The organism is Pseudomonas bananamidigenes (assembly GCF_001679645.1).
GTDB lineage: Bacteria > Pseudomonadota > Gammaproteobacteria > Pseudomonadales > Pseudomonadaceae > Aquipseudomonas > Aquipseudomonas bananamidigenes.
The window spans coordinates 1-20,951 of sequence record NZ_LRUN01000098.1; the positions used below are offsets into that span (position 1 = coordinate 1).

The following is a 20,951-nucleotide window of genomic DNA, read 5'->3' on the forward strand; positions in this document are numbered from 1 at the left end:
AAGGCGGCCGAATGGCCGCCTTCATCATTTCAAGCCTGCGCAGCCGCCGTCACCACCGGCCGCCCCGGTTTGCGCAGCGGATCCAGGCGCGAACCTTCATAGCGTGTCTCGCGGAAAAACCGCCAGCGCCCGAACAGTCCATAGACGTGCGTCACGCGCCCCTGCTCGTGATAACCCATGCGAATGTGCAGCTTCAGCGCCGGGATATTGTGGGTTTCGCAGACGTCCACCACCTTGTGACAACCCTGGGCGGCCATGGCTTGCCAGAGGGTGACTTGCACGTCCACCGACAGGCTGCTGCCAAAGTAGGCGCGGGTCATTTCGCCGCCGAATTCGAAAAACTCGCCAGGCTGGACCGGGAAGTTGCAGCCGTAATAGTGGCGGTCGTGGTAATCGCGAACACTGCCCCAGATGAAAGCCACCGCGTGGCCATCGGCGTCCAGGTACATGTGCCCGGTGTGACCTTCGGCTGCGAGTTCGGCCATGGTCTGCACACGGTCACCAAAATGCTTGCCGAACGCACCGGCATTCTGCGGCGTGATGTCGACCTTGCGCAGGCCTTCGTAGGGGCGCAGCTTGTGCGGCGGCACCGGGCTGATCAGGTCGCGCTCCATCCACAGCAGTTCCCAATGGAAGAACACGTAGCGTTTCCACAAGGTTGCAAAGGTGCGGCCCAGGCCTTTTTGCTTGATGCGTTCGCGCAGCTTTTCGATGACGCTCATGATGCCCTCCGTGGCCGAAGCCCGGGTGTTTTTGTGGTTGGCTTTTGTGGGTATAGATCAAGCTGGCAAGCACATTTCAAAGTGCCATCTTCGAAAGTGTTGCCACTTGTGTAACTCAATCGAGTGCCGCGGCACCCCGTAGAAAATCCTTGTTCAGGTCGGCGTAGGAAGCCCGTGGAACCCCCGGCAGCCGGCGCTCTAGCACGCGGCTCAGGGACTCTCCGGGTTGTAGATAGGCATCACCGAAATCGGCCCCGAGCTGATTCGGATGGGCAATGATTTCCAGCACGCCGTCAGTCGGCGCAGGCTCGTTGCGCAGGTCCACAGGGGTGCAGACATAGTCTGCCGTCGCACCGGCCAGGCCCTGCAAACGACGGTTGAGCAAACCCTTGAACAGGCGCTTCGGCAGGTTCAGGTTTTGTCCCAGGTTGCGCGCCAGTCGCACCGGTACGCCCTGGTGGGCGGCGAAGCGTGCGACGATCTCGCCGATCGGCCAGATGTTGTGCACGTGCTGATGGGAGTCGAGATGGCTGGGGCGCACGCCGTGATCGACACAACGCTGCCACTGCGCCTGCAATTCCTGCTGCACCGCTTCACGATCTTCACGACCCAGCCACAGGCTGTGCCGCGCAAGGCTCAGATCGAACACCCCGTGGCTGTCGCAGAAGGTGGAGCGGGCCAGAATTGCCTGGCTCAGCGGTCGGCCATACGTCAGGTTGAAGTGCAGGCCGATCCGGCCTTCCAGCAAGGGGTGACGAGCCATCGCGCAGGCAGCTTCGAACGCCGGCATGTTGGCCATGGCCGTGGCGGAACTGATGACCCCGGCCTGAAACGCGCTGAAGATCACCGCGTTTTCGTTCGGGCTCAGGCCGAAATCGTCAGCGTTGACTATGACTTGGCGAGGCATGTTCGCCCTCCGTGGTGATGGCGACGGGTTTGACGAGAGGTTTGGCGATAGCCGTTTGGCGTTGGGCCCGCCACTGCTGCAATTTCGGTTTGAGCCGCTGCCAGACACGCAGTCCAAGCCCCAGCAACAGACCGCTCGGTCGCCATGAGTAAAAGCTCCAGCGCCAGTGCTCCCGTTGTCCGGTCATGCGTTCGTGCAGTTGATGACTGGAGTTTTCCAGGCTGACCCGCGAGGCATCGATCCAGTGCCAGTGATCGTCCAGGCCCCAGCGAATCCATTCCTCCAGCAGCACCCGGCCGCTGCCCAGATCGGCGTACTGCGGCAGGAACGCGAGGTTGTAATCGTAGAGCCGGCCCTGTTCGAGCAAGCCAAGCCGGTAGCTGATGCAACGGCCATCGAGCTCCAGCGTGACCACCCGCACCAGACCCTGGGCGGCGAGGGCGGTGAAGGCGTGTTCGATGCAACGTCGGCTGCGTTCGGTGGCGAAGATGCCGACACCCTCGTCGCCTTTCCAGCTCACCGCTTCGACTTCGGCGATGGCCTGCAATAGCGGGCCGATGCTCAGCGCATCAGGAGTGATGCGCCGCACCACGGCACCACAGGCGGCAATCCGTTTACGGGCGCGGCGCAGTTTGTAGCGTGGATCGCCGGAGACTTCCTGACGGTCTGCCTCGCTGATCAAGTGCACCGGCACCCGACAGCTCAGGCGTCGTTCGGCATTGGAGCTGTGGGCCATCCATGGCGTGAGGACGCTTGCCTGGCCCACAGGCTCCGACAGTTCGTTGAGTTGCAGCAACGCGTGGGGGATGCGCTGGCGAATCAGCAGCAGCGCCTGACGCATGTCGTCGGCTGTCAGCACAGACAGCAACGCCAGACGATCCGCCAGCGGATAGCCGAGGTGATGCACGACGGCAAACGGTATCCCGCCAAAGCGTTCACGACCGGCCACCAGCGGCAGGCACAGGCGCAATTCGTCCGCTTCCCAGCCCAGCAGAATGTGCAGATGTTCACTCGCGTCGAGTGTCTGCTCTGCCGCGATCAGCCAGCCGAGGCTGTTGAACGGCGTGTGGTCCGTCATCCGCAGGCGCAGCGCTTCATGGGCCGCTGCCGGGAAGTCAGGCGCGCACAACGAAGTGCGCCACTCGAATCGCGCCATAAGCTCAGGTCGCCGTTGCTGTAACGGATGGACGGGCAGGTTTGCGCAACGCATCCAGGCGTGAACCGCTGTAGCGGGTTTCGCGATAGAAGCGCCAGCGGGCGAACAGGGTGTACACGTTCATGATCCGGCCCTGCTCGGTGTAGCCCATGCGCAGGTGCAGCTTGAGCGCCGGGATATTGTGGAACTCGCAGACGTCCACCACCTTGTCGCAGCCCTGGGCGGCCATGGCTTTCCACAGCTCCAGTTGCAGATCCACCGACAGCTCGGTGCCCCAATAGGAACGGGTCAGTTCACCGCCGAACTCGAAAAACTCGCCGGGCTTCACCGGAAACAGGCAGCCGTAGTAGTGACGGTCGAAATAGTCCCGGGCGCTGCCCCAGATGAAGGCCACCGCATCGCCTTGTTCGTCGAGGTGCATGTGCCCGGTGTGACCTTCACTGGCCAGTTCCGCCATGGTGCCGACGCGGTCACCGAAGTAGCGGGCGAAGGCGCTGGCGTTGTCCGGGGTGATCTTCACCACGCGCAACGGCGGATACGGTTTGAGGCTGTGGGGCGGCACCGGGCTGACAAGGTCACGCTCCATCCAAAGCAGTTCCTGATGGGAAAAGACGTAATGTTTCCACACCTTGGCCAGCGTGGCCCGCAGGCCTTTTTGTTTGATGTGTTCGCTGATTTTTTTAACAACGTTCATGGTCGGTACTCCTGATGACGTGGCATCGCGCGGCAACTGGCCTGCGCGGCAGGACATCAACGGGCGGTTCATCCAGTGCGCCAGCTCAGGGAAAACAGGGTCTGCCCCGGCAGTTCGAAGCGCACGCGACCGTCCTGACAACGGAAGGGCGCGTCGCGGCTGCGGTTGTCGGCGCCGAAGTAGCGCAGGGCGCCGTTGTTCAGCGGGCACTTGGCGCCCGCCAGATCGACACGCTGCAAGCGCGTGCCCTTGTTCACTCCCAGCAAGCCGCGCTGATCGTCGCCAGCCATCGCCAGCACATCGACTTCGAAGGCGTCGTTTTCCAGCCACAGCACGTCATGCAGCCAGTGTTGCCGAATGAACTGCTGGGCCAGGCCCACGGGTTTGAGTTCGAAATGTTGCTCATCCGCCGAAACACGCAACATGCCTTTGGGGTATTCCGGCTCGTCGGCGGCCTGGAACCAGTTGAGCATGGTCAGCAAGCCGTCCTGGGAGGCGTTGATCACCACCGAGGTCCACCACAGCGACGTGTAATGAGTTTCCTGATCGTAGGGGCTCAGGCTCGAGCCGCTGGACAGATTGGTCTGATCCAGCAGCAAGGCCTTGCGCGGCTGGCCCTTGGCATCGAGGCCCACCAGATCGGCGGCGCGACGCACGCTGTCGCGGTAGACGCGAGTGGCGAGCAGATCGCGGATCATCCATTCGTGCCAGGCCAGTGCATCGACTTGATCGGCGTACTCACCCAGCAGACGCCGGGCCCAGTCGATGCCGCGCTTGTCCGCTGCGTTGTCGGCGAACGGGCCGTTGACCAGCCGCGAACTGGCCGGCATCGCGATGCGCACACCGGCCCGGGCATTGGCCGGATTGCTGCGTATCTGGCGGGCCATGCTGGTGAAGATCGAGCGGTATTGCTCGTAACTCGCATAGTTGAGATTGGGCTCGTCGGCAAAACCGATGTAGTGGGTGCCTTTGCCGCCAAGCAGTCGCGTGCTCGCCAGCCAGGCGTCGAGGCCACCGTTGCTTTGTACGTCGGCGCGCAAGTCGGCCTGACGCTGACTGCCGGCGAGCAAAGTGATGTCCTGACGAATGCCGAAGCGGTCCTGATAGACCTGGCGGAACGCATCTTCGAAGTGCGGCTTTTTCGCCGTCACATCGACGAAGCTGTAGTAACTGGCGGCTGTCGGTTTCAGCGCATCAAGTGCGGCGTGACTGGCGGGCGGCGGCATCACATAGGGCAGGGCGATGCCCAGGTCTGGCGTGCGGCCAAGGACCTTGTCGTGCAGGGTCAGCCGGGTCTGGCCATCGTCTTCGCGCAGCGGTTTGAGCTGCTGCGGGTTCTGCGCAAACAGATTGGCTGTGCCGTCGAGCCAGAACGCCGCTTTGCCGCTGCCTTGCAGACGCAGGTGCCAGACTTGTTCACGGTCGCTGACCGGCAGCGCGACCTGATCGAACTGCCAATAGGCGCGATAAGGTTTCAGTGCCAGTGACAGCTGTTGCCCGTCGCCGACCCGTTGCGCCTGCAAGGCGCTGACACCGCCGTGGAACTTGCCCGCGAGCACCGCGTGTTCACCCGGCGCAATCCTGAAAAACAACTCATCGCCGTCACGGGTTTCAGCGCTGAAATGCACCTTGGCCGGGGCGAACATTGCGACCGTCTGTTCGTCGTGCTCGACCCGGTAATTGCGAAAGCTGTAGCCGGGAATCTCCAGTTGATAACTCGCCGGCCCCGGTAGCAAAGGCCAGCTCTGGCTGCCACGGGTTTCACTGGCCTTGATGAACCGGTCGCCTTGCAACCTGCCTTGGCCATCGAGCAGGTACAGGTGTTCTTCGTTGGCGTCCGCCTGCCACGCTGGCGCCCAGCGTATTGTCACGGTGTCGGGGCGATCCGCTTGCAGGTACAGGCTGCCGTCGCGAATGTCGCCCCAGCGCATCGACGCCGCGAAGGCGTCCAGCGACAGGCCGAGACCGAGCAGCAGGGCCAGGCTTTTCATGCGGATTTCCGTTGTAAAAAGCGCCGCTGCAACATCAGCCACATTGGCGCGATGTCGGCGGGCACGATGATCAGGGTTTGCCGGAACGGCACGCCGCTCAACCGGCAATACAACACCAGCATCGCTACGGTCACCGCCAGATAGGCAATCGACGAGGCCGCCGCGGCACCGACGATGCCGTAAGTCGGAATCAGCACCACGTTCAGCGCCAGGTTGAGCAGGGCGCCAAGGCCCATCAGCAGCGATACGGTGCCGGGGCGATTCTTGCCCAGCAGGTCGAGGCGCAGAATGCTCGCGTAGCACAGGCCCAACAGGCCCGGCAGCAACGCCAGCAGCGCCGGATACGCCGGTTGGTAGGCGATGCCGAACAATGTGACGATCAGCCATTCGCCGATCACCGCCATGCTCAGGCAGGCGCCGAGCATCACCGTGGCCGTCAGGCGCAGGGCCAGCGGAGTGACCTTGTCCATGCCCTCGTCCTGTTGCAGCAGGCGTTTCATCAGCGGTGTGGTCACCGCTTCGGGGACGATCAACAGCAGTTCGGCGGCAGCGCTGGCCATGGCGTAATGACCGAGCGCGGCACTGCCGAGCAGCGCGCCGATGAACAGGTAGTCGGAACGCAGGATGACTTGCTGGAACAACAGATCCGGATGGCTGCGGGCGCTGTAGCGCAGCAGTTCGTTCTGGCTGGCGCGATCCCATTGCAGCTGCAACGGCTGCGCACGCCTGAGCCAGACCCAACCGGTCAGCACCACCAGACTGATCCCGGCCAGCCAACTGATCAGTGCGGCTTCCAGTGCTGCTTCTTTCCACATCCAGAACAGCGCGAGAAACAGCAGCAGTGGCGCCAGGGATTCCACCAGGCGCAAGGCATTGAAGGCGACCACACCGCCGGATGCATTGTGCAGCGTCAGCAAGCCGCTTTTGAGTACGGTCAGCGGCACCGCCAGCAGCAACAGCCACGCCAGCAGGCCCAGTTGCAGGGTCACGTCCAGTTCACTGCCGAACTCACGCACCAGCGCCACCACCAGCAAGGTCAACAGCCCCGCCAGCAGACAACCGAACACCAGCACCTGAGCCAGCAGCAACCCCATCGGCCGCTGCTTGGCGGCCTGATAACCGACGGCGGAATTCAAACCGCCACTGGTGGCCGCGCTGATCAGATCGGGCAGGGTGCTGAGCAGGGCGAACAAGCCGCGCTCACTGGGGCCGAGGATCCGCGCCAGCAACACGTTCCTCAGCAGGCGCAGGGCGATCATCGCCAGTTTTGTACCCATGCTCAGCGCCAGGTGCTTGAGGTAACGGCTTCGACTCATGGCCGCGCCCCGCGAAAGATCCGCCACGACAGCAGCTCGGGATTGCGCGCGGTACGTTGACTGACGCCGAAGCGCGGCAGGTTCAGCGGATCGCCGGCGCCGCGATAGATGCCGGTGGCGGTACCGAGGGCGAACGCATAATCGTGGTGGGCGATCTGTTCGCGGACTCGTGCGTCGTTGTCGCCGTTGGGGTAGCAGTAAACCGGCAATGGCCGGTTGCAGCCATTGTTCAGGGCAGTGCGGCTGCGGCTGATTTCTTCGGCCAGGCGCACATCGTCAAGTTGGGTGAGGATCGCGTGGCTGGCACCGTGGGGGCCGAATCTCACCAGGCCGGAAGCTTCCATTGCCCGCACCTGATGCCAATCCAGCGCCTGGGGCAGAGACTCTGGCGGGCATTCGCTGGTCAGGCGTTCGAGCAGTGCGGGGTCGCAGTTCTTCAGGCCTTGCAGATAGTGCAGCAAGGTTAGGCTGCGGCGATCCACGTCGATGTCGTCCAGCAACACCGGCAACGGATGGTGCGTGGCCTGCAGGCATTCGATCAGATGCATGCGTGACTTTTCACCGTGGCTGCCCCACAGGGTTTCACCGATGCTTTCCCACCAGAAGCGCTGGCGGCTGCCGATGAAATCCGTGGACAGAAAAATGCTCGCCGGCACCTGATGCTTCTGCAAAAGCGGGAAGGCGTTGGCGGCGTTGTCGCGCCAGCCGTCATCGAAGGTCAGCGCCACTTGCGGGCGCTCGCGGCGCAGGGCGTTGGGTTGCAGGATTTCCATCAGCGGCACGCAATCGAAGTGCCTGCGCAGCCATATCAGCAAGTGCTCGAAGGCTTTCGGGCCGACGCACAGTTCATTGCGATGCGGCAGGTCGGCGGCGCGGTCGTTGGACAGCACCCGGTGCAACATCAGGATCACCCCGGCGCCGTGCAACTGGTTTCGTCCCACGGGCGAGTTGAGATAGAGCCAGCCACTGGTGCGTTTTATCAGTTGTTTGATCGCCATGGCTTGAGCCCTCTCAACGGTTCTGGTCAGGATTCCACTGGGCGTAACGCTGGCCGCGCAGGAACTGCCACAGGCCGATGCTCATCCCGGCCAGGGTCACCAGCAGGAATGCCGCCAGGCGGAACGGTTTGGGTAAGCGATGCTGCGAATCCAGCAGACCGGCAATCGCGATGGCGTAGCCGATCAATTGCGCGATCAGGCTCAGTCGATAGAAACCGTGGTCATCCCACAACCAGAAATTGCTCAACAGCAGCGGCAGCAACAGGATCGGCGCCAGACGCCGGATCAGCTTGTGGCTGATCAGCGCAATCGAGTACAGCCCGTGCTTGAGCGGATTGAGCAGCTCGCTGCGCTGGGCCAGGCTTTGCAAGCCGCCGACGGTGACCCGCTGACGACGACGGAACTGTTTGTCCGCTTCATCCACGCCGTGATCAATGACCTGGGCGTCAGGCACATAAACGATGCGTTTGAATTTCGCCGGCGCGCAGGTGCTGATGAAAAAGTCGTCGTTGACTTCCGCCGGCACGTTCTCGAACAGTTCGCGGCGCAGGGCGAGCAGCGCGCCATCGGCGGACACCATGCAGCCGGTACGATTCTCGACCCGGCGCAGCCAGCCTTCGTAATGCCGGTACAGACTGTCGCCGACACTCAAACCGCCGCCCGTGACGGGAATCACCATGTGCCCGGCGCAGGCGCCGACCTGCGGATCGCTCAGGGGCGCGAGCAGGTAGCCGAGAGTTTCCCGTGACCATTGGTTGTCGGCATCGGTGAACACCAGAATGTCACCGGTGGCCAGGGCCACGCCGGCATTGAGTGTCGCGGCTTTGCCCTGACGCGGCAGGTCGAGCACGGTGATCCGTGGATCGACGACCTTGTGGGCGCAGGCCACGGTGTCGTCGCTGGAACCATCGCTGGCCAGAATGATTTGCAGAGAAGCCGGCTGGTAGTCCTGGGACAGCAACGAGCGCAGCTTGTGCTCGATATGCCGCGCTTCGTTATGGGCGGCGATCACGATGCTGATGTTCAGCGGTGGCGCCGGGCTGTGGCGCCACGCCGGGAACAACGGCGCCAGCAACGTCAGCAGCAACGGGTAGCCGACGTAGGCATACACCGGAAGCAACAGGCACATCCAGAAAATGAACTCAGCCACGGGCAGGCCTCCTGGCGTTCCAATGACACAGACTGAGAATGAACGCTGCGCCGGCCAGGTGCAGGCGTACCCAATGCAGCCCCCACAGTTGCAGGGTCAGGCCGATATCGTGCTGGCGACGACTCTGACGGATGCTCAGCACCAGCGCCGGGATCGTGGTCAAGGTCACCATGATCGCTGCGTGATGGGGAAAACCGTTGAGCAGTGCAGAGATCGCCAGCAAGTCCAGCAGCCACGCCAACAGCGACAACAGCGGAAAACGCAGCAGGCGCAGGCTGAATCCGTGGGTGCGCAGCAGCTGCAAATGGCTGCCCTGACGCCACATCTCCTTGCCCATCCACTCCCGCCAGTTCATTTCGTAACCCCAGTGCAGGGCCACGGTTTCATTGACCGACAGCAACCGCGCACCCTGTTCGCTCTGGCGCAGGGTGAATTCCTTGTCTTCGCCGGTGCGCAGGGATTCGTTGAAGCCACCGACCTTGTCGAACCAGCGCCGATGCATCAGCAGGTTGGAGCTGGGCAGCCAGTCCACGGCATGGGCCTGATGGCTGACCGGGCGCAGGGTGCGGCGTTGCCAGGCCACGGCGTACCACGGTGCGCTCGCGGGCGTGTGCAGATCCAGACCGAACACGTCGGCGTGGCCCTCGGCTTCGAGGGCGAACAGCTCGGTCAGCCAGTCTTCGGGCATTTCAATGTCGGCATCGATGAACGCCAGCCAGTCGCCGGTGGCGATGGCGGTGCCGCGATTGCGCAGGGCGCCGATCAAAACGCCCGGCACCACCAGCACCTGCGCGCCGAACTGGCGGGCGATCTGCGGGCCGTCATCGCTGGACCCGTTATCGACCACGATCAGTTCGCACTCGACATTGGCGGCGTGGGCGGCTTTCTGCGCCGCCAGCAGGGTACGGCCGATGTGGCGACCTTCGTTGTACATCGGGATGACGACACTGATCCGGCTCATGCCCTGGTCTCCACCAACGGGGCTTGCTCGGCCTTCAGGCGCAGGACACTGGTCAGCGCGAGCATGATCCACACGTACTTCTGGTTCGGTGCACTGAGGAACATCAGGAACAGGGTCAGCGACAGGTAACTCACTCCCAGGTGGGTCAGTATGTCGGCCTGCTCCCAGTCACGTCGCAGCATCCAGGCGCGGCGCGCACGCATCATGTTGTACAGGCCCAGCCCGAGCATGCCGACGAACAGCAGGCCGGCGGGAATCCCCAGTTCGCTGAAGATTTCCAGGTAGGTGTTATGGGCCCGGCGGTACAGGTCGCCGATCTTGCGGTTGGCAGAGAATGTCTTGGCGTAGCCGGTGGTGGCGTAATGCAGGGGAAAGGTGCCGGGGCCGGAACCGAGCAGCGGGTTCTCGCGGATCATCTGGCTGCCGACCACGATGTACGAAGCGCGGCGGCCCAGGGATTCGTCATCGTGGCCGCGGGCGCCGGCGCTCAACACGCTCAGCGACTGGATTCGCGCCAGGTAGCCGGCGGGCATGGCGTAGATCGCCAGCGGAATCACGATGGCTGCGCCGAGCATGGCGAAGCCCAGATGCCGGGGCCGGATGCGCGTCAGTTGCGCACGGTAGTGCCAGCAACCGATCACCAGACTCAAAGCCAGCACCACCAGCCCGGAGCGCGATTCGGTCTTGGTCATGCCGCCGAGCAGCAACAGGCAGCAACCGCCCCAGAACAAACGGTGCAACAGGTTCGGGCTGCGAATGATCAGCAGCAGGCCCATCGGTACGGCGAAGGCGATCAGCATGGCGAAGGCGTTCGGGTCTTCGAGAAGGCCGGCGGCGCGGCCCTGGTCCTGGAATTTCGTCGAGAACATCGCCATCGCACAGGTGGCGCTGACGGCCAGCGTCACCAGACGGGCGAACAGGTCGAGGTTCAGCTCACGACCGATCAGCAAGGTGATGACGAACAGGATCAGACCGACGCTGAGTTCACGCAGATGACCCAGCGACATGCCCAGATCATCGGTGTCGAGCAGGCTCAGGAAGTACAGCACCATGAACCAGACCAGGTAGCGCCAGATATTGCTGCGCAAACGCTGCGAAGGAATCTGGTGCATCGCCAGTTGCAGCATCAGGATCACCGCCAGCGAGGCACCGATGAGTTTGCTGCCCGACAGCGTGCTGTCCTTGAAGAAGCCCTCGAACGGCACCAGCGCGGCGATGCCGAGCAGACCCCAGGTCGGCTTGCGGTACAGCACGGCGAACCCCACCAGACCAAGCACCGCACCCGGCGCAAGATAGGGCCACGGGCTGGCCAGCAGGGCGATGCAGACCAGACCCAGCAAGCTGACGATCGAGAGCGGGAAAATCATGCGCGTGCCTCCCGTGCCGTGCGGATGTACAGCTGCGACCAGCGTTCGGCCAGGGCCTTAAGGTCGTAGCGGTCCTGTTGCGTGCGTTTTGCATTGTCCCGCAGTTTGCGCGCCAGCCCTGGGTCACTCAGCAGTGCATCGAGCTGACGGCTCAGCGCGCTGCTGTCGGTGGGCGCGGCCAGCAGGCCGTTGTGCCGGTGCTCCAGCACATCGGGAATCCCGCCGACACCGAAGGCCACCACCGGCACCCCGGTCTGCATGGCCTCCAGCAGAATCATTGGCGTGCCTTCGGTGCGCGAGCTGATCACCAGCGCGTCGAGTCGCTGCCACCAGCGGCGCATGTCGGTCTGATAACCCGGCAGACGAATGCGCTGCTGCAGTCCGGCGGCGTCGATCCGTGCCTGCAAAGCCTCGCGTTCCGGGCCGTCACCGAGCATCACCGCGTCGAGCCGCGGGTGCTGATGACACAACGGGATCAGTGCGTCGAGGAACAGATCCGGGCCTTTCTCGCTGCTCAGTCGGCCGACATAACCGGCGAGCCAGCGCGGATTTTCGGCTTGCAGGGTGCGCTCGGCGACCGCCGCCGGCAGACCGTTGGGGATCACTTGCAGCTTCTCCGCCCGCACGCTGGCCTGGCGGTGCAGCACCGCAATGCTCTCGGCCACGCACACCACCCGGTCCACCGACGCCGTGCGGCACAGTTGCAGGCTGAGCCAGGTGTAGAACTTCTGCTTGCGGCTGCGCGGGGTGAAACCGTGTTGCGTGATTACCAGCGGCAGACGCAACAGCGAAGCGCCGATCCAGCCGAACAACAGGCCCTTGAAGTTATGGGTATTGATCAACGGACGCTCTGCCCGGCGCTGGCGCAGATGCCGGAGCAGGGCGCCGAGACCGGCGCAACCCTGTGCATCGACGCCGGCCTCGCGAAAGCGCTCGATCAGCTCCGGCGGCGCATCGAGAAACAGCACCTGATGCTGCCCCGGTGTCGCCAGGCAATGATCCAGCAACATCCGTTCGGCCCCGTAGAAGCCGCCGCTGCTGAGCAAATGAATGATCGGCAGCGCGGCGTTCGGGGTGGACGGCGTGTTCAATTGCGCACCCAGTGCATGAAGCTCGGCACGGTCCAGTTCTTGTACGGATTGCCGGGTTGGGTGCTTTCATCGTTGATCACCAGCAGCACGGGCACGCCCAGTTCATGACTGATTTGCGCCGGGTGTTTGAAGCGGTGATCGAAGAACTCGCGCACGTAGACCAGGGCAATCGCCAGCAGCAGGCCGGTGAACAGACCGAACGGAATGATCAGCAACGGTTTGGGGAACGCCGCCTCGGTCGGTTCGAACGGCGGGCTCAGGACCCGGGCGTTGGACAGGTCATCGTTGAGCGCACGAGTGGTGCTGCTTTCGGCGAAGCGCTGGGCGTAGGTCGAGAACGCGGCGTGCAGGGCGTCGATTTCGGTGTCCATCTGCCGCAGCTTGCTCTGGGTCTGCTGCAGGTCGCGGATGCGCGCCTTGAACTCGGCGATGCGCGCGGTCTTCTGATCGATCACCTGTTGCACCACCGCCAGATCGTTGGTGCGTTCCTGAATGCGGTTGCTCACCACTTTGAGGAATTGCTGGCGGGTCCGGGCGATCTGTTCGCGGGTCAACAGCATCGGCTCGCTGCCGGGCTGGAACACCGCCAGATCATTCATGTAGCGGCTGACCTGGGTGGTCAGTTGCTCGCCCAGCTGTTTGATCTCCCGGTCCTCGAACGCCACGTTGTCGACGGTGGTGGTGAAGGTGTAGGGAAAGGTGTAGTCGTTCAGCTTGTTGTTGGCCGCGGCGGCCAGGCTGGTTCTCAGGTACTCCAGCCAGCGTTGGCTTTGCAACAGGCGATCCTGATACAGGTTCAGCGCCTGTTCTTCGGTGTTGATCGCGTTCAGGCGGAAGGTGATTTCCTCCTTCGGATCCGCTGCGCCGACACTCTCGAGCAAGGCCTGACGATTGGCTTCCAGCCCGTCGAGACGCACTTGATACAAGTGCTTTTTGCTCTCGTAGAAAGACTGCGGCAGGTCGATCGATTGCAGGGCCTGACGGCTCACCAGATAGTTTTGCAGCAGGGCGGCGACGAAGGTCGTGCCTTGATGCGGATCGGGGAAGCTGTAGATGATCGAGATCACGTTGGAACCGGGCAGGGTCTCGATCTTCAGGCTGTCGATGGCCTGTTGCGTCAGGCCGTCGAGCACGGTGTCACGCACCGGATCGGTCTCCAGGCCCAGCAGGTTGCGCAGCGGGTTGATCAGGTACTGGCGCAGGGGCGAGGTGATGAAGCGCCGGAACGGATCGCCGATCAGCCTGGCGAACATTCCGGGTGGCGGCGTGTATTCACCCTTGTCCCGCAGCTCGCTGATGGTCTGACGGATCAGCGCCGGCGAACGCAGGATGTTGCTTTCGGTTTCCATGTCCGCCAGCGACGGCGGGATGAAGGTGGCGTTGTCCACGGTCAGCGACGTGGTGGCGTCGCCCTGGGAGAGTTTTTTCGACTGCACGATCACCTGGGCGGTGATATCGAAGCTCTGTTTGAGCACCAGCGGCAGCACCAGCGCGATCACTGCAAAGATCAGGAAGACACGCTTCACCAGCCGTTTGTTGGCGAAGAAGATCCTGAAGAACTCATGCAGGTAGTTTTCCTTTGGATTCATGTCAGGTCACCCGAGAGTCAGTTGTTGTTGCTGCCTTTGTTGTCGACGCGGTAGCCGAAGCTGAACCCCACGCCCTGGAACAGCACGACGTCGGCCAGTTGCCGGGCCAGATCACCGGCGCTCGCCAGTTTGGTCTTCGGCACGTAAAGCATGTCGTCCGGTTGCAGGTAGGCGATTTGTGAGGCGTCACCGGCCAGTGCCTTCTCGACGTCATAGCGCACGGCCTGCACCTGATTGCCATTGCGGCGCATGATCATCACCGAGTCCAGCCGCGCCTTGACGTTGGTGCCCCGGGCCAGGGTCAGCGCTTCAAGCACCGAGACCGGCCGGCGGATCGGGTAGGAGCCAGGCTGGCCGACTTCTCCGAGCACATAGATTTCGTTGCCGGAGGTGGACTTGAGCATGACGTCCACGGTCATTCTTCCTGGCAACTGCGCGTAGCGTTTGTTGAGGAAGGTTTCCAGTTGATTGATTGTCATGCCCTGCAGCGGCACGGCACCGATTTCCGGGAAGCTTGCGTAGCCGTCGTTACCCACGGTGATCTCGCGGCTCATGCCGGTGGCCGGGTGGTTGAGGGCGCTTTTGAGGTTCTGCTCGTTGGTCAGCGGACTGATGACCTGCACGGTCAACTGATTGCGGTTGGGCTGGAACAACTGTTTGCGCTGATAGGCGCGCTGGATCTCGTCCCGTGCCTCATCGCTGGTCAGTCCGGCGATCTTCACCGAGGTGTTGGCGCCCGGCAGATTGATGGTGCCGTCCGGCAACACCAGTTGGTTGCCGTTGAGCTGGCTGGCGGCGGTGAAGTTCAGGCCGATCTGGTCACCCGACTGCACGCGGTAAGCGTCCGAGCCGCTGGTGCTGATATGGAAGATCACATCCAGCACATCCTGCGGGCGCAGGGTCTGCTCGATCCTCGGCATGTCGGTGGCCTGGGCGTTGGCCGGAGTGGCGGTGAGGATATTCACCGGCATGGTCTGGGTTTCCGAATTGCTGGAGCAACCTGCAAGCGGCAGCATCAGCAGAACCAGTATCTTGGCGTTCATTGCGTCATCCCTCGCGTTGCTTACAGGTTTTTGTACAGCCACTTGGGCATGTAGTACTTGCGCCGGTTGAACACGCTGCCGACCACTTTCGCCCCGGCCTGGGTCAGCCGTTGCACGGCGGCCTGGGCGACTTCCCAGCGGGTGTCCTCGGCGCGCACCACGAACACCACACCATCGGCCTGAGTGCTGAGCACCAGGGTGTCGGCCGCGGAGTACACGGCATCGCCGTCGATCACCACGAAGCGGTACTGGCTGCCCAGCTGGTCGAGCAACGGGCTCAGGCGTTCGGCGGTCAGGTGTTCCATGGTGCGGATCGGCCGGCCGTTGGGCAGGACGTGGAAGGGCAGGCTCGACACCTGCACCACGCAGTCCTGCAACAACGGCGGGTTCTCGGCGTTGAACAGCAGGTCGCGCAGACCGCGCTCCTTGCTCAGGTTCAATTGCTGGGTGAGGTTGTTCGCCGACTGGCTGGCGTCGACGTACAGCACCAGACCGCTGCTCATCTGCGCCAGTTGACTGGCCATGGCCAGGGCGCTGGTGGTGGTGCCGGCGCCGGGATTGGCGGCGGTCAGGAACAGGATCCGCAGATCCAGGTCCAGCACGGTCGACGCCAGGTTCGACTCGCTGGGGCTGGCAATGCTCAGGCTTTTGTTGGTTGAACCGTCCATTAGCTTGCTCCGTGGCCGCTGAATACTTTGAAAGGGGTTTTCAACAGGATCTTCAAATCAAGCAACAGGCTCTGCTCGGCGATATAGCTGAGGTCCAACTCAACGCGCTGGTCGAAGTCGATGTTGCTGCGTCCGGAGATCTGCCACAGGCCGGTCATGCCGGGGTAGATCGCCAGACGGGCGAGGTGCTTGTCCTTGTAGCGATAGGCGTTGAACGAGGTCGGGCGGGGGCCGACCAGGCGCATGTCGCCGGTTACCACGTTGATCAGGTTGGGCAGTTCGTCGAGGCTGGTGCGCCGCAGGAAACCACCGATGCGGGTGATGCGCGGGTCCTGATCGATCTTGAAGTCGATCGCGTCGGCGCCGTGCTTGTTGAGGTGGCGCAGCGACTCCTTGAGTTCTTCGGCGTTGGCGACCATGGTGCGGAACTTGAACATGCCGAACTTGCGCCCGCGATAACCGGTGCGTATCTGCACGAACAGCACCGGGCCTTTGCTGGTGAGCTTGATGGCGATGGCCAGGCCGATCAGCAGCGGCGAAATCATCAGCAGAATGACCAGCGCGCCAATGCAGGCCAGGACCCGGTTGGTGCGCGACAGCTGCCAGGGACGGCCACCCTCGCGCCCGGTCACCCAGCCTTGCCCCTGGCGGTGGATGGCCGCGTCGAGGCGCATTCGATGTTCCGGATCCATGCGTTTGTCGCGAACCAGATGTTGGATCGGTACACCTTTCTCATGTCCAGTCATGGAGTCCTCCGCTGGTGTTCAGCCGCGAACGGCGCGTGGGCGACAGGCCGTCGGGTAGTAATCGCGATACCAGGCGATGAAACGCCCGAGGCCTTCATCCAGCTCTATCCGGGGCTGGAACCCGGTGGCCTGGGCCAGATCATCGGTGTCGGCACAGGTGTTGAGCACATCGCCCGGTTGCAGGGGCAGCAACTCGACAATGGCTTTCCGGCCAAGGTGTTTTTCCATCAGGGCCAGGTAGGTTTTCAGCTCCACCGGATGGTGGCCGCCGATGTTGAACAGGCACCACGGCGCCATGCTGCTGCCCGCGTCAGGGTGTTCGCGGTCCCATTCCGGATGGGTGTGCGGCGGGTGCGTCGTCAGGCGGGCGATGCTCTCGACGATGTCGTCGATATAGGTGAAGTCCCGCTGGTGCAGGCCGTAGTTGAACAGCTTCAACGGCAGGCCTTCGGTGATGGCCCGGGCGAACTGGATCGGCGACATGTCCGGCCGGCCCCAGGGTCCGTACACCGTGAAAAAGCGCAGCCCGGTGCAGGGAATGCCGAACAGGTAGCTGTAGCTGTGGGCCATCAGCTCATTGGCTTTTTTGGTCGCGGCGTACAGCGACAGCGGATGATTGACGTCGTCATGCACCGTGTAAGGCGTGTGCTGGTTGGCGCCGTACACCGAACTCGACGAGGCATAGATCAAATGCTCGACCGGGTGATGCCGGCAACTTTCCAGAATGTTCAGGAAACCGCTGAGGTTGCTGTTCAGGTAGGCCTGTGGGTTTTCCAGCGAATAACGCACCCCGGCCTGCGCCGCCAGGTGGATCACCACTTGCGGGCATTCGCGGACGAACAGCGCATCGACGGCGGCAGCGTCGGCCAGATCGACTCTGGCGATCTGGAAGTCACCGACCTGACCGCGCACCCAGCGCACGCGGTCATGCTTGAGCTGCGGGTCGTAGTAGGCGTTGAAATTGTCCAGGCCGACGACCTGATGCCCGTCGCGCATCAAGCGCAACACGCAATGAGCGCCAATGAAGCCGGCTGCACCGGTGACCAGGATCCTCATGGCCGCAACCCGTCAGGCGCGATATGCCGCAGGCCGATGCCGCTGTAGTGCAGGCCGGCGGCGGCCACTTGTTCCGGGTTGTAGAGGTTGCGTCCGTCGATGATCACTCTGGAGCGCAGTTTTTCGGCCAGCAGCTCGAAGTCCACCACGCGAAAGTTCTTCCATTCGGTGCAGATCACCAGCGCATCGGCGTCTTCCAGAGTGTCGTCGCGGGTGGCGCACAGGTGCAGGTCATCGCGGTAGCCGTAAATGCGCCGGCACTCGGACATCGCTTCCGGATCGTAGGCCTGCACGCTCGCGCCTTCGGCCCACAGCGCATCCATCAGATAACGGCTGGGGGCTTCGCGCATGTCATCGGTGTTGGGCTTGAACGCCAGGCCCCAGATGGCGATGGATTTGCCCGCCAGCCCCTGTGGGAACTGCGCCTTGAGCTTGCTGAACAGGATGTGCCGCTGGCTGTCATTGACCTCGGTGACACTGCGCAACAGTTTCAGCGGCATGCCGTTGTGCTCGGCGGTGTGCAGCAGGGCGCGCAGATCCTTGGGGAAGCACGAGCCACCAAAACCGCAGCCAGGGTAGATGAAGTGATAGCCGATGCGCGGGTCGGAACCGATCCCCTTGCGCACCGCTTCAATGTCGGCGCCCAGCCGTTCGGTGAGGTTGGCCAGTTCGTTCATGAAGCTGATGCGGGTGGCGAGCATCGCGTTGGCCGCGTACTTGGTCAGCTCGGCGCTGCGGTTGTCCATGAACATCAGTTTTTCGTGGTTGCGGCAGAACGGCGCGTACAACTCGCTCAACTGTGCACGGGCCTCGGGATCAAGGGTGCCGACGATGATCCGGTCCGGGCGCATGCAATCGGCGAGGGCGCTGCCTTCCTTGAGAAATTCTGGGTTGGACACGATCCGCACGTTCACGCCGCTTTTGTCGCGCCGGCGCAATTCGTTGCGGGCAGTCTCCAGCACCTGATCCGCCGTGCCGACCGGCACCGTGGATTTGATGATCAAGGTGCGATCGGTCTCCATGAAGCTTGCGATTTGCTGCGCCACATTGAGCACGTGGCTGAGGTCGGCGGAACCGTCCTCGTCGGCCGGTGTACCCACCGCGATGAAGATCAGTTCGGCATGTTCGACGGCATCGCTGGCCTGGGTGGTGAACAATAGGCGCCCGGCCTTGATGTTTTCTTCCAGAGTGGCCGACAGCCCCGGTTCACTGATAGGCGGAACCGCCTGTTGCAGTTGTTTAATTTTGTTCGGGTCTATATCGACACACAGTACTCGATGTCCGACATCGGCAAGTGCCGCAGCTTGTATCAGGCCAACATAGCCCGTACCAAATACGCTCACGTCCATATTGGCGTGCCTCGTAAGACGGTGGAAGAAGATCGAATTGGAACTGTCAAAAGGGGTATAGCGCAGGGTGGGAAAAGCGTGTCAGCAAAATGACATGTTGCATGTGTATAACACCCCCGTTTTTTTGGGCTAATAGCCATCAAGTACTTGCTGTATCTGGATTTGTCCCGTCCTTGACATGTTTTTCACAATTCCAAGAAAGCGATAAACGGTCGTAGGCCACAAAATTCAAGGCCTGTAGCGACTTGGGTGTGTCAGTTTTGAGTCAATGTTTTTTTGACGCTTTTGGCCAAAGTCCGACAATTCTTGCGCTTTGAAGTCTCGCTGCTAGTGTCAGAAATTGACCGACAAGCGATTGACAATACCCTGCTGCCAGTGCCCGGAATCGCCATGTTTCGATATTTGAAAGAACTGCTTTTAATTATCTATCTACTGCTTTATTCCGATTATTACCTTGAACGTTTAAACGCCATGGGAATCGGTCCGGCAGTACTGCTTTTTGGCGCGATGTTTTTGGCGCTGACTTTCGCATTATTACTAACGGCCTATATAAGGCAGACTTTCATTCGGCACTTGTTCGCATTGGCGATGTTTGTCTCGGCGGTGTTCTTTGATGTGTATACACGGGTGACTGCCGACTACCTGACTTACAGCAGTTTTGTCTCGCTGGTGTACTCCGGCGGCTTCATCCAGGAAGCGGCTTACCAGTACCGCGACGCGATCGTTCATGGTGTGCTCAACGGTCTGTTGCTGCTGCTCGGCATCGGCCTGCGGCCGCGTCATTCGATTCCGGTTTCCGGCCCGTTGCGAGTCGCGGCGCCGATCATGGGTGTGTTGCTGCTCAGCGCCGTGCTGTTCGTGCGGGCCGGGGAGGGAGCGCGGGGCTTGCCGATCATGTACACGCCATTGGCCTACCTCAACCTGTTCGGTTACGAGGCGCTGCACAATACTGTCGGGCCCCGTGAACCGGTGACTCTGGCGCGCAACGGCCCGGCAGTGAGTCACGACATCGTGCTGATCATCGACGAAAGCATTTCCGGCAATTACCTGGACATCAACACGCCGTTCGGCGTGCACAGCAGCCTCAAGCAAGCGCATCCCGGCGCGGACATTTTCAATTACGGCTACGCCGCGTCCATCGCCAATTGCAGCGCCGACACCAACGTCACGCTGCGCTACGGCGGCACCCGTGGCGATTACATGCGTATCAACAGCACCATGCCGTCGATCTGGCAGTACGCGAAAAAGGCCGGCCTGCGCACGGTCTACATCGATGCCCAGCGCACCGGCGGCAACCTGCAGAACCTGATGACCGATACCGAGAAAAAGGACATCGACGAATTCGTGCAATTCGACCAGACCAGTGTCCGCGACCGCGACATGGCCGCCGCTGCCAAACTGATCGAGCTGCTCAACGACGACAGACCGGAGCTGGTGGTGATCAACAAGGTCGGCGCGCACTTCCCGGTGCACGACAAATACCCGGACGCCTTCATGGCCTACCGTCCGACCTTGCCACGCGGGCAATTCACTGAAATCGCCGACACCGGCAAACGCGACGGTTTCAACGGCCAGCCGGATGACTGGGTGCTGTACCGCAACGCCTACAAGAACACCGTGTTGTGGAACGTCGGCGAGTTTTTTTCGCGGGTGTTCGCTCAGGCCAACCTGAGCAACGCGCTGCTCATCTACACCTCGGACCACGGTCAGGATCTACATGAACGCGGTAACCCGGGGCTCAACACCCATTGCGGCGGCGATCCGGTAGAAGAGGAAGGGCTGGTGCCACTGGTGGTGATCCAGGGCGATCAATTGCACACGCTGGACTGGTCGGCACAACTGGCGGCGAACAAGGATCGCTCCAGTCACTACAACATCTTCCCGACACTGTTGCAGTTGATGGGCTATGACCTGGCGGGAATCGAGTCGGTCTACGGCAAACCGCTGAGCGTGCCGACGACGGACGACTTCACTTTCAACTACCGCTTCAATGCGCGGCTGGGGGCCAGGCCCGAGTGGAAGCACATCGACCTGAACAGCATCGTCACGCCGGGTGAGGCGTCGACCAGTGTGGCGGTGGGGCAGTGATTTATTGGTTGTCTTGGCTGGCCTCATCGCGAGCAAGCTCGCTCCCACATTTGGAATGC

The 20,951-nt window shown here is 62.3% G+C and carries 18 protein-coding genes; 1 reads left to right on the top strand and 17 read right to left on the bottom strand.

The window, feature by feature from the left end:
• Window positions 1–29 precede the first annotated feature (29 nt).
• The 17 genes from BBF94_RS26150 to BBF94_RS26230 form a co-directional block, all read right to left on the bottom strand.
• Window positions 30–722 (bottom strand): GNAT family N-acetyltransferase, encoded by a 693-nt coding sequence (locus BBF94_RS26150; protein ID WP_065261813.1) that lies wholly within the window; start codon window positions 720–722, stop codon window positions 30–32.
• 115 nt (window positions 723–837) lie between these two features.
• Entirely contained in the window at window positions 838–1,629 is a 792-nt protein-coding gene (locus tag BBF94_RS26155) for a ChbG/HpnK family deacetylase (protein ID WP_065261814.1), read from the bottom strand.
• Window positions 1,601–2,785 (bottom strand): GNAT family N-acetyltransferase, encoded by a 1,185-nt coding sequence (locus BBF94_RS26160; RefSeq protein WP_065261815.1) that lies wholly within the window; start codon window positions 2,783–2,785, stop codon window positions 1,601–1,603. Before BBF94_RS26160 ends, BBF94_RS26155 begins: the two co-directional genes overlap by 29 nt.
• A 4-nt stretch (window positions 2,786–2,789) precedes the next feature.
• Window positions 2,790–3,479 (bottom strand): GNAT family N-acetyltransferase, encoded by a 690-nt coding sequence (locus tag BBF94_RS26165; RefSeq protein WP_065261816.1) that lies wholly within the window; start codon window positions 3,477–3,479, stop codon window positions 2,790–2,792.
• A 68-nt stretch (window positions 3,480–3,547) separates the two neighbouring features.
• Window positions 3,548–5,470 carry a hypothetical protein gene (locus tag BBF94_RS26170; protein WP_065261817.1) on the bottom strand — a complete coding sequence of 641 codons (1,923 nt, stop codon included), beginning with the start codon at window positions 5,468–5,470 and terminating at the stop codon, window positions 3,548–3,550.
• Window positions 5,467–6,786, bottom strand: coding sequence for a lipopolysaccharide biosynthesis protein (locus BBF94_RS26175; RefSeq protein ID WP_065261830.1), 1,320 nt, complete (start codon window positions 6,784–6,786; stop codon window positions 5,467–5,469). Before BBF94_RS26175 ends, BBF94_RS26170 begins: the two co-directional genes overlap by 4 nt.
• Window positions 6,783–7,784: a polysaccharide deacetylase family protein gene (locus BBF94_RS26180; RefSeq protein WP_065261818.1), complete on the bottom strand. Its 1,002-nt coding sequence runs from the start codon at window positions 7,782–7,784 to the stop codon at window positions 6,783–6,785. Before BBF94_RS26180 ends, BBF94_RS26175 begins: the two co-directional genes overlap by 4 nt.
• Before the next feature lie 13 nt (window positions 7,785–7,797).
• Window positions 7,798–8,934, bottom strand: a complete 1,137-nt coding sequence (locus BBF94_RS26185) for a glycosyltransferase (protein WP_065261819.1) — start codon at window positions 8,932–8,934, stop codon at window positions 7,798–7,800.
• Window positions 8,927–9,895: a glycosyltransferase gene (locus tag BBF94_RS26190; RefSeq protein ID WP_065261820.1), complete on the bottom strand. Its 969-nt coding sequence runs from the start codon at window positions 9,893–9,895 to the stop codon at window positions 8,927–8,929. The genes BBF94_RS26185 and BBF94_RS26190 overlap by 8 nt, the downstream gene beginning before the upstream one ends.
• Window positions 9,892–11,262 carry an O-antigen ligase family protein gene (locus BBF94_RS26195; protein ID WP_065261821.1) on the bottom strand — a complete coding sequence of 457 codons (1,371 nt, stop codon included), beginning with the start codon at window positions 11,260–11,262 and terminating at the stop codon, window positions 9,892–9,894. The genes BBF94_RS26190 and BBF94_RS26195 overlap by 4 nt, the downstream gene beginning before the upstream one ends.
• The gene (locus BBF94_RS26200) at window positions 11,259–12,365 is read right to left on the bottom strand and encodes a glycosyltransferase family 4 protein (protein WP_404820992.1); all 1,107 of its coding nucleotides are present in this window, start codon (window positions 12,363–12,365) and stop codon (window positions 11,259–11,261) included. Before BBF94_RS26200 ends, BBF94_RS26195 begins: the two co-directional genes overlap by 4 nt.
• A complete protein-coding gene (locus BBF94_RS26205) occupies window positions 12,350–13,942 on the bottom strand; it encodes a GumC family protein (protein WP_065261823.1) in 1,593 nt (530 codons plus the stop codon). Before BBF94_RS26205 ends, BBF94_RS26200 begins: the two co-directional genes overlap by 16 nt.
• 17 nt (window positions 13,943–13,959) lie before the next feature.
• Window positions 13,960–14,985: a polysaccharide biosynthesis/export family protein gene (locus tag BBF94_RS26210; protein ID WP_065261824.1), complete on the bottom strand. Its 1,026-nt coding sequence runs from the start codon at window positions 14,983–14,985 to the stop codon at window positions 13,960–13,962.
• Between the two features lie 20 nt (window positions 14,986–15,005).
• Window positions 15,006–15,653, bottom strand: coding sequence for a CpsD/CapB family tyrosine-protein kinase (locus tag BBF94_RS26215; protein ID WP_065261825.1), 648 nt, complete (start codon window positions 15,651–15,653; stop codon window positions 15,006–15,008).
• Complete coding sequence (locus BBF94_RS26220; protein WP_065261826.1) at window positions 15,653–16,399, bottom strand: sugar transferase; 747 nt, start codon at window positions 16,397–16,399, stop codon at window positions 15,653–15,655. The genes BBF94_RS26215 and BBF94_RS26220 overlap by 1 nt, the downstream gene beginning before the upstream one ends.
• An 18-nt stretch (window positions 16,400–16,417) precedes the next feature.
• Window positions 16,418–17,455: an NAD-dependent epimerase/dehydratase family protein gene (locus BBF94_RS26225; RefSeq protein WP_065261827.1), complete on the bottom strand. Its 1,038-nt coding sequence runs from the start codon at window positions 17,453–17,455 to the stop codon at window positions 16,418–16,420.
• Entirely contained in the window at window positions 17,452–18,804 is a 1,353-nt protein-coding gene (locus BBF94_RS26230) for a UDP-glucose dehydrogenase family protein (RefSeq protein ID WP_065261828.1), read from the bottom strand. Before BBF94_RS26230 ends, BBF94_RS26225 begins: the two co-directional genes overlap by 4 nt.
• A 390-nt stretch (window positions 18,805–19,194) precedes the next feature.
• On the opposite strand from BBF94_RS26230, the gene BBF94_RS26235 reads away from it, so the two are divergent.
• Entirely contained in the window at window positions 19,195–20,892 is a 1,698-nt protein-coding gene (locus BBF94_RS26235; RefSeq protein WP_065261829.1) for a sulfatase-like hydrolase/transferase, read from the top strand.
• The last annotated feature ends 59 nt before the right edge of the window (window positions 20,893–20,951 follow it).